This is a genomic window from Leptospira fluminis, from assembly GCF_004771275.1.
Classification (GTDB): Bacteria; Spirochaetota; Leptospiria; order Leptospirales; family Leptospiraceae; genus Leptospira_B; species Leptospira_B fluminis.
The window spans coordinates 502,306-515,432 of sequence record NZ_RQEV01000003.1 but is presented as its reverse complement, the minus strand read 5'-3'; the positions used below and the strand labels follow the sequence as shown (position 1 = coordinate 515,432).

Here is a 13,127-nt window from a genome sequence, read left to right as displayed (position 1 = left end):
AGATTCAATTTTTTTAACAAATCCTAAACTGAGAAAGTTTATCGCCGACATTTAATATAGGATGAACGTCGGGGCGATACAATCTGCCGTACTGGAAAGACCGCGAGATACCTCGGTCAAGTACGTGGGTCACGGGCAGTTAGAAAGCTCGCCCCAGTCTACCTCCGTTCTGCATGTGATTTCTCATGAGTTGGGGCATGTCGCCGAATTTAAAAGCGAAGCGATTCGGGATAAGGCGGAAATCAGATCCATAGACGTCTCCATCAAATACGAAATGAGAGACGGGAAATTGGTAGCCGTAGCCGGCGAAACGAAAGTGACTTCCGTAAAAAAAGCGGAAGAATCCGGCAAAGCGACCCCGGAACTCCGGAACGATTCCGATTCGTTCGAATCCGAAAAGAACGCGAAGGGAAATTCCGAAAAAAGCGGCAGGTCCGAGATCATTACGGATCGGGAATGGGACCTCATGTCCGAACTGCGACAAATCGAACTGGAATTAGGTCGTCTGGATAAAAACCCCGATTCCTCCGAAGAGTCGAACGTAAAAAAGGACGAAGAATCCCGTAAACGTGTCGAACTCGTGGAACTAAAAAGAAAACTCGAAATGGAATTGAGTCAGGAAAAATTAAAGGCCCTGTTAAAGGAAACATTGGATACGATCCAAGAGTTAAACCGAAAACAAATCCAATTCGCAAACAAAGTATATAATGGGGAATTCGAAGCGGTCGGGAATTTCCTACAGGATCTTGCCTAAAACAAAATTTAGCCTTGTCCCTGTGCTTCTCCCGGAAAAGGTTCTTCTTCCGCCGGTAAAATGATCGTCTTCATCATCGTTTCTATGATCTTTCGCAACTCGGGGAGGCCTTTTCCGTATTTCGGAGAAACCAATACTACTTCCAGCATGGGGTAGAGTCCCTGGATATTCTTCATTTTTTTACGTAGCTTGGAAAGGTCGGACTGGTTCAGTTTGTCGACTTTCGTTCGGATCAGTACCGGTTTCATTCCGCGCTCGAAACAAGTTCCGATCAACTCCAACTCTTCTTCCGGTAATTCCCTTTGTGCGTCCGAAAGTAGGAATAGCACCTTAAGATCCTTGGCGCTATTCAGATAATTCATAAGCAAATCCATCATTTGCTCGTGTTCTTTATGCGAATTGGCCGAATAACCGAATCCGGGAGTGTCTACAAGGTACAGGGATTTCGAGACCAGGAAAAAGTTCAGAAGTTTCGTTTTTCCCGGAACTGCAGAAACTTTTGCGAGAGATTTGCGCTCGACGATAGCGTTCAATAATCTGGATTTTCCGGAGTTGGACCGTCCGGCAAACGCGATTTGCGGTATTCCTCTGGCGGGAACTTTAGATGCGTCCGCGTAGGAGGAATAGAATCGAACCTCCCGGAAGAATGGATCGGGTTTCGTATCTTGAACCTCTTCCGACATACTCTCCCCTTACTTTAAAAGGCTCCTTGGAAATCGTCGGACTGGATATCATCCATCCTTGTATCCCACATTCGGAGACAGACCATTACAGTTTTCCCGTCCCTTTTTAGAATGGGTAGCATTTTTCTAATCGGGACGGGGATCTCCTTTTCCCTTAACAACTCTGAAAGTTCTCTGTGAATTCCTCTCAATAAAATTTTTTCTCCCTCCGCATCGGATTCCGGCAGGCAAAATTCCGGAACCCGCTTCGTTTTCCCGTTCCAGCGCAAAAATCCGGATTCCGAATCGAATTGAAAGCTTCTAAAGAAAGCCCCAGATTTGGGTAAAATATAAAGGTCGGAAGAAACGCTTTTCCAAAACCAGGCTTCCCTATTTTCCAAGGAAAAAGAAGTTCTGGAGTCGATTTTAGAAAGCAAATCACGTAGGAAATTCCCGGATAATGGATGGAGAAATACGGATTTCATGTGTAGGTCGAGAATATCTTTGCAGACGGATTCGGTTTCCGATTCGAGTACTTGTCGACTCACGACACGGACTTCTTTTCCGCTCCTATCGGCTTTGGGCCTGGGAATTTCCAAATCATGAAAATTCCTATAAATTTTTTCCGGATTGGCGCCTTCCTTTAATAAATGCGGAAGAATTTGCTTCCTGATTCTATTTCTGAGGAAGGAGTCGGATTCGTTGGATTCATCGTCGAAGACCGGCCATTTCGGATGTTCTACCAGAAATTTTCGATCGGATTCTTTAAAGAGCAAAAGAGGTCGAAGTCGGTCGTTTTCATACACTTTTAAAGTGCGAAGTGAATTCCAACCTCCACCTCGGATCAACTGGACAATTACGGTTTCGAGATAGTCCTCCGAGTGGTGCCCTGTCGCGACATAGCCGTCGACTTCTCCGGCAATTCTATGAAGACTTTTGTAACGAAGCGTTCTCCCGGCTACCTCTAAGCTAAAGCCGGTTTTATCCGAAAACTTCGGAACGTTTTTTTTTTGCCGACAAGGGAAAGGCCTAGTCCGCGCATATATTCCAGGATTTCTTTTTCCTGATCCTCGTTTTTTCGGATCGAATGGTTCAGGTGAAAAAGAATCGGATCCTTGCTCAGATGTTTCTCCTTTCGGAGCCAAAGATAAAATTGCAGAAGAAGAGAGGAATCTTTTCCTCCGGAATAAGCGATGACCGCCGTTTTGCGACGGATCAGTTCCTGATAATTTCGAAGATTTGACCAGGCCTCCGAAAATACGTCCTCTTCCCGAACGATTTTTTCCGACATAGTTCTACTTTAACCTTCTCAATCCCACTAGAGTGATATCGTCTACTTGTTCCTGTTCTCCGGTAAAGCGTTTTATATCCTGCACGATTTTATCGAAGAGAGCCGGCAGGGATTCCTTTCTGTTTCTTAGGATGCAATCCTTCAATCTTTCCGTTTCGTATCTATCCCCGCCCGCATCCGAAGCTTCCCAGATCCCGTCCGTTCCCATAATGAAAAAATCCCCGATATCTAGCCGGAATTTGCCGTGGTTTTCGAATTCGCTCACGTTCGGATCGATTCCCAGAACGATGCCCCCCGTAGGTATCTCTTCGATTTGTTCTGAGGAAGCCCTGTAGATCAAAATGTTTCCCTGTCCGCCGCCGCTGAATTGAAATTCGTGTCCTAACCGGTTCCAATGAATCATCGTCAAAGACATGAATCTCGGACTCAGCGAATCCTTAAAATAATTCTGATACAGATACGTGTTTACGGTCGAAATGATTTCCCAAGTTCCTGGGTTCCTTCTGACCAACGAGTGAATGACAGTGCGAACGGTTGCCATCACCAGACCTGCGGGAACCCCCTTCCCGCTTACGTCCCCGATGCAGATGTACGTTTCTTTATCCATCGGATCTGTTATAAAATCGTAATAGTCTCCCCCAACGCCGATTGCCGGGATCATCGTGCCGCCGAATTCGTAACCGACGTGTCCCGGAACTTTTCTCGGAAGTAAGGATCTTTGGAGTTCTCTCGCGATTTCTATTTCCCGATCGAGTCTTTCCTTCTCCGCTCGTTGGTGGAAAAGGTTGAAATTTTGGATCGAAATTCCCGCCTGGATCGCAAACGCGTTCAGTACGTCTAGTTCTTCGTGACTCCATAAGAACTCGGGGTTTTTCGTGAGTAAAATCCAGATGTTCGTCTCGTCCGAGATAAGTACGGGTAAAAGAGCGATATTCTTTTTTCCGAATCCTAAGCGCTTCCAATCGGAAATTTCGGAGGAGTCCAAAACCCGAATTTCCTCCGTTTTTTGAGATAGGATTTCCCAGTTTCCCTTTAGATCGTTGTTCAATTTCAATTCCGGAACCATCGAATTTCCGGTGAGAAAATGCCCTTTTACCGAAATTTCATTTTCGGAACCTTTCGATTTTTCTAATATCGCGTAAGCATCGCTCTCGGAAAATTCAGTGAGGCATAAAAGTATTACTCTGAATATTTCCGTTCGGTATTTGAAGCCCAGACTGCTCAGTTTCAATGCGGCAGAATGCAGATTACGGAAGTTTCTGGATTGTGTCTGGGAAATTTCGAAAAGAATCCGATTCTTTAATGTGGTTGCGAATTGGTTCGCGATCAGTTCCAGGAAATAGCGATCCTTTTCCGCTTGGTACGGATCGTCTTTTTCGTAATCCACATTGATAAGTCCTAGGACTTCCCCTTTTAAATGGATGGGGACGCAAAGCGCGGAGACGACCCGATTCAATCGGCCGTATTGCTTTATCTGCTTATGTTTTTGTTCCGCAAATCTATAATAAATGGATTTGCAAGTGTCCACGCAACGACCGAAAGGGCCCGTATCCTCGCCTTTTCGAATTTCCATTTTAAAGGCTAATCTCTCTAAAGCCGGACCTTGGCGGTTTTTGCAGGATTTTACCAAGATGCGATCCAGTCTAGGTTCATAGACCATTACGGAGATTCCGGGGAGACGCAATTTTCGAAACGCCAAGTTCGTAAAATTCTGGAGTAAGGCATCCAGGTTGGCGCTGGTATTAAAGAGGGATAGAAACTCCAACAAGACTTCGTTGGTTAGGCTATGGCTTTCCGGAGGCTTGACCCTCGTATTTTTGCGCTTTTCCAGGATCCATTCCCGGCTACAGGCTCGGCAGAAGAATTTTCCGGCTTCAAAAATTCCTTCCGGAACCTTTTCTTCTCCGCAGAATACGCAGGGCATTCTCCTCAGAATAAGAAATTTATTTCATAAGGGAATCGTTTTCGGAAACCAATCATAAAAATTGCGCGCTTAAATTTCAGAAATCGCTCTAGAAAATGAAAAAAAACCGGCGAATTGAATTATTTTGAAGCCTCTTGCTCGAATTTTAAGATTTTTTACTTGACCCTAAAATCATCAATTCGCACCTTTTTTAAGCAGATGTCAGGTTACGTAAAGCCCAGCCCCCTCCGCCACATCCAAGAAGTGGCAACCGCAATGAATTCCACTCTGGATCCGGATCGTCTTTTGGATTTGATCCTGGAGCGATGTATCCAAATTTGTGAAGTCGGCTCCGGTTCTCTCATGTTGATCAATCGACAGGACGAGGTTTTGGATATCGTAACGTTCCGAGGAATGAATCCTTCCGTTCGCACGAAAGTAAAATTACGTGTGGGGGAAGGGATCACGGGAATTGTCGCAGCTTCCGGGGAAGGAATGATCGTAAACGACGTCACTCAGAACCCGCATTATATTTCTATAAAGGACGACATACTTTCCGAACTAGCCGTACCTATGATTGTGGAAGACGGCGTGATCGGCGTCATTTCATTGGATTCCAGCCGCAAACAAGCCTTTTCCGAAGAGCATTTGGAATTGGTTTCCACCTTGGCGAACATGGCGGCGCAGATTTTCAAAAACCTGCAGACCTTCAGGCAACTGGAACAGAAGAACAAAATCCAGCAAGTACTCATCGATATCTCCCGCACGGTCACTTCCACGCTTATTTTGCAGGAAATCTTCGACGATATCATGGAAAGATTGGATAAGTCCCTGAACTTGGAAAGAGGGTCCATCGTTCTATTCGACTCGGAAAAGAATATCCTAAAGCTGACGGGGGCGTACGGGCTGACTGCCGAAGAGATGGAAAAAGGGGTTTATCTTCCGGGCGAGGGAGTCACGGGAAAGGTTTACGAGGCGGGAGAGGCGATGATCGTCGAATCGATCGTAAACGACGATAACTTCCTGAACCGTATGGGGAACATGACCCACTTTAAGAACAATCCGGAGAACGTAAGCTTTTTAGCGGCACCTATCAAATCGGATACGGATGTTTTAGGGGTAGTTAGCGTATTCTTCGTTCATAAGAAATATGTGGATTTAAAGACCTACTTGGACTTTTTGCAAGTGGTTGCGTCCATCATATACCAGGCGATCCGAATCCAGAAATTGATCGATGAGGAAAAACGCGAGATTTCCAGAGAGAACGTTCTTCTCAAACGCGAATTGAAGAACAAATATAAATTCGGTTCTCTCATCGGAAAATCCAAACCGATGGAAAAACTTTTCGAAATGATCCAATTGGTATCCGATTCCCGTGCTTCCGTTTTAATTACGGGGGAATCGGGAACCGGAAAGGAAATGATCGCGTCGGCAATCCATTACAACTCCTCGCGTTCCGACAAACCCTTTATCAAGATCAATTGTGCCGCAATTCCGGAGAATCTGTTGGAATCGGAATTGTTCGGGCATAAGAAAGGCTCGTTTACCGGGGCAGTAGCAGACAAAAAAGGGAAATTCGAGATGGCGGATACCGGAACGATCTTCCTGGACGAAATCGGAGAGATGGATCTGAACCTTCAGTCGAAACTTTTGCGAGTGCTGCAGGAAAAGGAAATAGAAGCGGTTGGCTCCGTTAAACCCAAGAAAATAGACGTCAGGATCATAGCGGCGACGAACGCGAATCTAGAAGAGTTGATCGCGCAAAAACTCTTTCGCGCCGATCTTTTTTACCGTTTAAACGTGGTCAATATGCTCACTCCTCCGTTGCGGGACCGTCCAGAGGACATTCCGTTGCTTATCAATCATTTCATCTCCAAGTACACTGCGGAGAATACGAAGAAGATCAAGGGAATCACACGGGAAGCTCATAAACTGCTTATGAGCTATAACTGGCCGGGGAACGTCCGGGAATTGGAAAACGTTATAGAAAGAGCCGTTGTTCTTTCCCAATCCGAGATGCTGGATATCCAGGATTTTTCCGAAATCAACGGCCGTATCCTATACGGGGAGGAGGGAGAAGCCATCGATGTCGGAGATCCCGACACTTCCTTAGAAGTTGCGAGTTCTCGCTTTTCTCCGGCTCATTTGGATGCCTTGGACGGTCGGGCCATGGAAGTCGTGGTCGGAGAGGTGGAAGCCCGGCTGATAAAGTACGCCATGAAGAAATTCAAGTACACCAAAACCCGGGTCGCGAAATTCCTCGGTATCAACAGGAACACGCTGGATAAGAAGATAAAAGACTTAAAGATCGATTATTGAGGCGGAAGTTTTTCGTTCCAATTTTGATCGAACTGCTTGTAGTTGCAGGTTAATTCCTCTCCCGCTAAGATCTTTCGAACCGCACGATCTCTCCCCATAGGATTGCTGCTTCCGGAAACTCCGGTTTTGTCTTCGAGAGTATTGGAGTCGTCGCTGTGATTCATAAAACGCGAGTTGTCCACACAGAAAAACCATTTTCCTTCGTACAGGTACGAATACGTGCAAATCGACTCCTTTAATCTTGAGGGAAAAGAAGCGACCTCTTCCTCGGTAAGGATCCAGACGGTTTTAGGATGGTATTCCCAAATTAACTCTCCGGGTTCGATATCCCGTCCCGCAAAGAGTCCCAATCCCCCGATCGGAGATTCTGCGACGTACGTAGGCACTTTTAGCATAATAAGAGTAGAAAAAAATCGGTTCCTTTAAAATCAATCTAGTTGCCGATCGTCATCGGAAATTCCGTCAGAGACCGATAGCCGGAATCGGAGTCGGTTCGTCTTCCGTAGAAGGATAAGGTTCCAGCAATCCGTTTCTCATGACTAAAACCTGATCTGCGGAATGCAATCCAGTCAATCTGTGAGTGACGGAAACAATGGTCCTTCCTTCCCGCAATTTCTGTAGGGTTTTGAGGATTCTCGCCTCGGTAACGGGATCCAGGGCGGAAGTAGCCTCGTCCATCAGTAGGATCTGCGGATTTCGGATCATCGCTCTCGCGAGAGCGATCCTTTGTTTTTCTCCCCCGGACAATCTTGTACCTTTGTCCCCCACGATCGTCTCGTAACCGTCCGGCAAGGAAGTGATAAATTCGTGTATTTCCGCGAGTTTAGCGGCTTCGATCGCGTCTTCCGCACTTGCGGTCGGACTTCCGAGACGAATATTCTCCAGAATCGTAGTATGAAAGAGGAACGTATCCTGAAACACGATTCCGATCAGAGAGTGCAAGGCGGGGCGATGGATTTTATCCAGGTCCATCCCATCCAAAGTGACCTTGCCTTGGTTCGGTTCTATAATTCCGAGCAGCATTTTAAAGATCGTACTTTTGCCGGAACCGCTCGGTCCGAGGATTACGGTGTAACTTCCTTTCGGGATTTCCAGATTGATTCCGTTCAGATTCTTATTTCTTCCTTTATACCGGAAGTGAATATCCTCTAACCGGATCATGTTTCTGAATTCGGAGGGAGAAATCGCCCGATTTGCGTCCTGATCGAAGACCGGAGTTCTCAGTATTTCCAATATGCGCTTAGCGGACCCGCTGGCTTGGTTCAGAGTGGGAAAATATTGGGACACATATAGCAGAGAATAGCTCAAATTCAGGAACGGAGGTAAAAATGCGGCCAAGGCCCCGACGCTTACCATTCCGTGAAATGCGAACCACGCGCCGGAGATTAGGAGTACCGCCTGTAACATCAGGATTCCTCCGGATGCGGAACGTTCCAAAAAGGAATTCGTAAGACCCAATCGCAGAGAAACGTTGAACAATCGATCGCAATTGTTTCGAAATCTTTCCCAGAAGAGTTTGTCCAGGTCGTAGACCCGGATCAGGTTTTGCGCGGAAACGGATTCCTCCACCGCGTTCAACACTTTCGCCTCTTCTCCTTTCCTATCGTAGCTCGCTTGGGTGGATTTTTTGGAGAAAAAGATCGGCCCTAAGAAAGTGACAGGCCAAGTCAAGGTAGCGATTGCTCCCAATTTCCAATCCAAAGCGAATAAAAGAGCGGTGCCGAAGATCGCTTCCAGAATCGGAGAGATCCCCCAAGGAATGGCGGCCAAGACCGCGTTTTCTAAAGCGGACAAGTCGGAGGAAAAACGGGAAAGAATATCCCCCATCCGCGCATTTCCGTAAAAATCCAGACTAACGCGCTGCAGATGTAGGAATAATTCTTCCCTCATGTCACGAATTGCCCTAGCGGAGACCCAATTGTACAAATAATCACGGATCGTTCCGACGGCTGTGATCAAAATGGTTCCAGTGACCAGGAAGATTCCTGTTACATAGAGTACGGTTTGGTTCTTGCCGATGATGGCGTCATCTATTAGGAATTTAAAGGAGAATGGGATCGTAGAATAAACCAGAATTTCTACGAGTAAAAGAGCGAGAACGATGCCGAGATGGAACTTGTATTTTCGGAAAAAACGGGTCAGTCCGTACAAAATCAGGAGAGGAGAATCTTGGGAAGGTTCTCCCGAAACTAAATTCGGGCCCAAGGAGGAAGAATAAGAACCTCTAGCACCTTGGCTTCCTGGCGGAGCTTTCGGAGTTCCGGTAGGCGTATTGGGGAAAGCTCCCGAGTTCTTGCCTAAACGGAACCCATCCTTAAATTTCTGTTTATTTGTCATATATTTGTCCCCTTTTGTATCGAGTCGTCGGGGTTTTTAGAACCTAATTTCTTTACTTTGTCCTAAGATTTTCCTATTATTCAGAAAGTGCCAAAGACGAAAAGCGGAAGGCGAAGGATTTCGACCAAACTTCTGTCTCATTGAAGAAAAATTTTTCGAGACAGAATCCGGAAAAAAGGGCCTATACTATTTTAGACTTGATTCCATCGTAAGGTCGAACACAAGTTTTTGCTGGATACTGGCTAAAAACTGGGTTTTTTCCTAGCGCGCGGGTATATGATAGAATTTAACTATAAAGAAGAATACGGAGTTTATCGGGTCACCTTAAAGACTTCGGAAACTGCGCCGGGAACCCTCCATAAAATGGTAAAAGCCATGTTTTTCATGGGTTTCGAAATCCTGTCCGGAGATATCCGAACCGTGCAGGAAGGCGATTCCATGATCAGTTATGACGAATTTCTGTTGCGCTCCGACGAGACGGATTCCCGGATCAAAGCCTCCAAACTCGGGATTTTAATGTCTTCCGTTTTTTCCGATGAGAAACTTCTGGAAGAGATGATCCAAACTTCCAGTGAAATCGACATTCGAAACACTTTCTATCTTAGCAAAGACTCCCAACTTGAGTTCGAAGATCTGCCAGACGGTTCGGCGACAAAATTTTATCTCGAAGCCCCCGACCGAAAAGGTCTGCTTTACTTCGTGACCGGAGTTTTAAAGGATTTGGGGGTGAATATCCTTTCCGGCGAAGTACGAACGGACGGAACCACCAATAACGCACAGGACACTTTCCTACTAACCGACTCCCGTACGAATGCGGGATTTTCCGGTACTTCGATCGAAGAACGCGTTCGCAGATATATATTGCAAAGTAGCCTGAATCAAGTTTGATAGGGGCGAAATTTCTCGTCAAAAGCCACTATACGCCCCGCGAAGCGTTATAAGCTTTTCGGGTTTGCACGCACACCTATGTTCTAAAGTGCGGCGGTATCTTCGGATCGTTTAAACGTTTTTGAAATAAGCGAGAAAGCCGATAATTTAAATAGGAGTTTTCCTCCCGCAAAATGGACGCGTCCAAAGACCTGCAAAAATTCGATTTTACCGAAGAGGTAATCCAGCATTTTAGGGAAAACAGGATTATCCCGGTAGATTTTTATAATAAGAACGGCCAGATTCTCATTCACAAAAAGGATATGGCGACCGGGGACGATATCAATCGTCTCCAGAAATTCGAAAAACAAGGGATTTACTTTTTACTATCCGAAATCGGGAAGATAAACCCCGGTTCCGGAAGACGAGGTTACGGTGGCGATCCCTCGTTCGATCGGCTGATCAATCCCGACCTTACGGTCAATCTCACGAAAGGAGCGACCGAGCTTCTCCAGGAAATCAAAAGATATCCTCTTACGGGCGCCCAGGTTCGGGATGTAGGAAAATCCATAGATTCTATATTAGAAGATTTTAAATCTTCACCGAATATGGAAACAGGGCTAGTGAATATTTTGGAAGTGATGAGTAACGTCGGCGCTCCCATTGATTCCGAAGTTCTGACGAAACGTACCGTGATCACCATGGCTATGAAAGTCCGGACCGCCAAGGCGTTCACCAAAGCGGATATGGACGTCAAAAAGGCCGAGCAGATGAATCTTATGATGGCCTCGTATCTCGCGGATATAGGTTATACGCAGATGAAGATGCCCACGCATGCGGATCTGAAATCGGAGGAATTGGATTACATAAAAAACCATCCTATTATAAGCTATCTGATGATCGCGAATATTCCCGAGCTGGACGATTCGGTGAAGTCGATCGTGCTGAATCATCACAGACCGCATAAAGGCGAAGGACTCAATAATAATTATCCCCAGACCAAACCTCTCGTGCAAAAACTCCAAGGATATCGCGAGAAGTACAAAGACGATTACAGGAAAAACACTCTGGTCAACGATATCCAAAAACAGGTAAGAGGAATTTTATCGAACGCGCTTTCTCACGACGATATCGGAATGCTTTCCATTGCGGGAGAATTCGCCTCTCTGACCACCGCGCAGCCTTGGAGAGGACCCATGGAGGCGGTGAAAGCGTTAAAGTTGATCCTGAACAACAGCTTTTTCGCATATAACGAAAAGACCTTGAAGGATTTTTACGACCATGTCGGTCTTTCCCTTTCGGAAAACCGACCGTTCCTAAAAACCGGTGATTACGTCATCGTAGCTTCCCAAGATTCCAATCGGAAGGTTTTTTTCGAGATCTGCGTGATCCGGGAATCCTATAAGAATTCTATTCGACCCATGTTGGAAAGGATCGGGACAATCCGGCCGAATTTTGCAAATAACGGAAAGCTCCGAATTTCGGGATTCGACAAGGCGAGTCTGAATCTGGATCGTAGGCGGGCGATTTTTAATCTCGAAAGAAATGCGGACCCGAGACGGATCATATACCTGGTAGACCCGGAATTGGATGCGGAATTCTTCGGATTTTTGGATAAGAAAGCCAGAGAATTCCTAGCTCCTAAATCCCCGCAAACGGATTCGGAAGAGTCGGTAAAAACCCCGGCAGAATGATCTGATTCTTCAAGGAAAGCGGATTTGATTTACCGCAAAAGCGGTCGACCTCGGAAATCTGTCACGTAAGTCGGACGGCTTTTCCCTTGCCTGTCCGAAACGGACTTTCTTCTGCCCGGGGGTTCTTGTTTTCTGGTACTGTATGCCTTCCAGTTGGGGTAAAATATTTCGTATCAGTACCTTCGGAGAATCTCACGGGGAATCCGTAGGTGTGGTCGTGGAGGGAGTTCCTGCAGGAATTCCGATCCGTCTAGAGGAAATCCAAAAGGATTTGAATCGAAGGAGACCAGGGCAAAGTAAACTGACCACTCCTCGGGATGAATCGGATACGGTTCGGATCGTTTCGGGAGTCTTCGAAGGTAAGACGATCGGAAGCCCGATTGCGCTTATCGTGGATAACCAAAATACCATCTCCAAAGATTACGAAAATTTAAGGGAAACGTTCCGTCCCTCTCACGCGGATTATACGTACCAGGCAAAGTACGGTTTTAGAGCTCATGTAGGCGGGGGGCGCTCCTCCGTTCGCGAAACCATAGCTAGGGTAGCCGCGGGAGCGATTGCCAGAATGATCCTTGAGGACGACCTAGGGGTTCGTACCGTGGCTTGGGTGGATACGATCGGAGAAATTTCTTCCGATCTTACGGAGGAAAAATATCCTCGCAGCAGGGAAGAAGTGGACGAAAACGAGGTTCGATGTCCGGATTCGGTTGCAGCCGATAGAATGAGAAACCTGATCCTTAAAATGAAGGAAGCGGGGGATAGCGTCGGAGGAATTATCCGCTGCGCTTCATACCACCTTCCGCCCGGATTAGGAGACCCTGTGTACGATAAACTGGACGGAGACTTAGCGAAAGCGATTCTATCCATCCCCGCCTGCAAAGGATTCGAGGTCGGCTCCGGTTTTGCCGGAACTCTTTTGACCGGAAGCAATCATAACGACGAGTTTTATGTGGAAGAAGGATCGGGAAGAGTCAGAACTCGAACCAATCGGTCCGGAGGTCTGCAGGGGGGAATTTCGAACGGAGAAGCCTTGGTAATCCGAGCGGCGTTCAAACCTACTTCGACCATCTTTAAAAAGCAAAATACCGTAAATCTCAATCGGGAAGAAACCGTCCTGGAAGCGAAGGGGAGACACGATCCTTGCGTTCTACCCAGGGCCGTACCGATCGTGGAAGCCGCCGTGAACCTCGTTCTGGTGGACGCTTATTTGTACCAGAGAGCGATGAATCCGCTTTGGTTTAAAAAATGGGCCAGTATGCCCGCTTACTACGACGATTTGAAACTTTGATCGTTGTCGTCC

Annotated in this window: 11 protein-coding genes; 5 read left to right on the top strand and 6 right to left on the bottom strand. The window is 46.6% G+C overall.

Features of this window, described 5'->3' with window-relative positions; translation table 11 throughout:
- The first annotated feature begins 61 nt into the window (after nt 1-61).
- On the top strand, nt 62-754 hold the full coding sequence (locus EHO61_RS04255) for a hypothetical protein (RefSeq protein WP_135812367.1): 693 nt from the start codon (nt 62-64) through the stop codon (nt 752-754).
- Nucleotides 755-762: 8 nt separating this feature from the next.
- Here EHO61_RS04255 and yihA read toward each other — a convergent pair whose 3' ends face one another.
- The 4 genes from yihA to EHO61_RS04235 are packed head-to-tail and all read right to left on the bottom strand — an operon-like array spanning nt 763 to nt 4,631.
- Nucleotides 763-1,437 (bottom strand): ribosome biogenesis GTP-binding protein YihA/YsxC, encoded by a 675-nt coding sequence (gene yihA, locus EHO61_RS04250; protein WP_135812366.1) that lies wholly within the window; start codon nt 1,435-1,437, stop codon nt 763-765.
- A 14-nt stretch (nt 1,438-1,451) separates the two neighbouring features.
- Complete coding sequence (locus EHO61_RS04245) at nt 1,452-2,462, bottom strand: PP-loop family protein (protein ID WP_135812580.1); 1,011 nt, start codon at nt 2,460-2,462, stop codon at nt 1,452-1,454.
- Nucleotides 2,381-2,707, bottom strand: a complete 327-nt coding sequence (locus EHO61_RS17385) for a PP-loop family protein (RefSeq protein WP_135812365.1) — start codon at nt 2,705-2,707, stop codon at nt 2,381-2,383. Before EHO61_RS17385 ends, EHO61_RS04245 begins: the two co-directional genes overlap by 82 nt.
- A 4-nt stretch (nt 2,708-2,711) precedes the next feature.
- Nucleotides 2,712-4,631: a GAF domain-containing SpoIIE family protein phosphatase gene (locus tag EHO61_RS04235; RefSeq protein WP_135812364.1), complete on the bottom strand. Its 1,920-nt coding sequence runs from the start codon at nt 4,629-4,631 to the stop codon at nt 2,712-2,714.
- Between the two features lie 255 nt (nt 4,632-4,886).
- Between EHO61_RS04235 and EHO61_RS04230 the strand changes: the two genes are divergently transcribed.
- Nucleotides 4,887-6,929: a sigma-54-dependent Fis family transcriptional regulator gene (locus EHO61_RS04230; RefSeq protein ID WP_135812363.1), complete on the top strand. Its 2,043-nt coding sequence runs from the start codon at nt 4,887-4,889 to the stop codon at nt 6,927-6,929.
- On the opposite strand, the gene EHO61_RS04225 is transcribed toward EHO61_RS04230, so the two are convergent.
- Together EHO61_RS04225 and EHO61_RS04220 are read right to left on the bottom strand one after the other, a co-directional pair.
- The gene (locus tag EHO61_RS04225; protein WP_135812362.1) at nt 6,923-7,324 is read right to left on the bottom strand and encodes an SET domain-containing protein; all 402 of its coding nucleotides are present in this window, start codon (nt 7,322-7,324) and stop codon (nt 6,923-6,925) included. The two genes, EHO61_RS04230 and EHO61_RS04225, sit on opposite strands and share 7 nt — an antisense overlap.
- Before the next feature lie 67 nt (nt 7,325-7,391).
- Nucleotides 7,392-9,266 (bottom strand): ABC transporter ATP-binding protein, encoded by a 1,875-nt coding sequence (locus tag EHO61_RS04220; RefSeq protein WP_135812361.1) that lies wholly within the window; start codon nt 9,264-9,266, stop codon nt 7,392-7,394.
- A 276-nt stretch (nt 9,267-9,542) separates the two neighbouring features.
- On the opposite strand from EHO61_RS04220, the gene EHO61_RS04215 reads away from it, so the two are divergent.
- The 3 genes from EHO61_RS04215 (at nt 9,543) to aroC (ending at nt 13,115) form a co-directional block, all read left to right on the top strand.
- Entirely contained in the window at nt 9,543-10,154 is a 612-nt protein-coding gene (locus EHO61_RS04215; protein WP_135812360.1) for an ACT domain-containing protein, read from the top strand.
- Nucleotides 10,155-10,327: 173 nt separating this feature from the next.
- Nucleotides 10,328-11,827 (top strand): HD domain-containing phosphohydrolase, encoded by a 1,500-nt coding sequence (locus EHO61_RS04210; RefSeq protein ID WP_135812359.1) that lies wholly within the window; start codon nt 10,328-10,330, stop codon nt 11,825-11,827.
- Between the two features lie 142 nt (nt 11,828-11,969).
- Nucleotides 11,970-13,115 (top strand): chorismate synthase, encoded by a 1,146-nt coding sequence (gene aroC / locus EHO61_RS04205; protein ID WP_135812358.1) that lies wholly within the window; start codon nt 11,970-11,972, stop codon nt 13,113-13,115.
- The last annotated feature ends 12 nt before the right edge of the window (nt 13,116-13,127 follow it).

Coding starts and splice junctions, on each gene's coding strand:
- EHO61_RS17385 (WP_135812365.1), bottom strand. CDS start 2,707: ATGTCGGAAAAAATCGTTCGGGAAGAGGACGTATTTTCGGAGGCCTGG.
- EHO61_RS04225 (WP_135812362.1), bottom strand. CDS start 7,324: ATGCTAAAAGTGCCTACGTACGTCGCAGAATCTCCGATCGGGGGATTG.
- EHO61_RS04235 (WP_135812364.1), bottom strand. CDS start 4,631: ATGCCCTGCGTATTCTGCGGAGAAGAAAAGGTTCCGGAAGGAATTTTT.
- EHO61_RS04210 (WP_135812359.1), top strand. CDS start 10,328: ATGGACGCGTCCAAAGACCTGCAAAAATTCGATTTTACCGAAGAGGTA.
- aroC (WP_135812358.1), top strand. CDS start 11,970: ATGCCTTCCAGTTGGGGTAAAATATTTCGTATCAGTACCTTCGGAGAA.
- EHO61_RS04230 (WP_135812363.1), top strand. CDS start 4,887: ATGAATTCCACTCTGGATCCGGATCGTCTTTTGGATTTGATCCTGGAG.
- EHO61_RS04215 (WP_135812360.1), top strand. CDS start 9,543: ATGATAGAATTTAACTATAAAGAAGAATACGGAGTTTATCGGGTCACC.
- yihA (WP_135812366.1), bottom strand. CDS start 1,437: ATGTCGGAAGAGGTTCAAGATACGAAACCCGATCCATTCTTCCGGGAG.
- EHO61_RS04220 (WP_135812361.1), bottom strand. CDS start 9,266: ATGACAAATAAACAGAAATTTAAGGATGGGTTCCGTTTAGGCAAGAAC.
- EHO61_RS04255 (WP_135812367.1), top strand. CDS start 62: ATGAACGTCGGGGCGATACAATCTGCCGTACTGGAAAGACCGCGAGAT.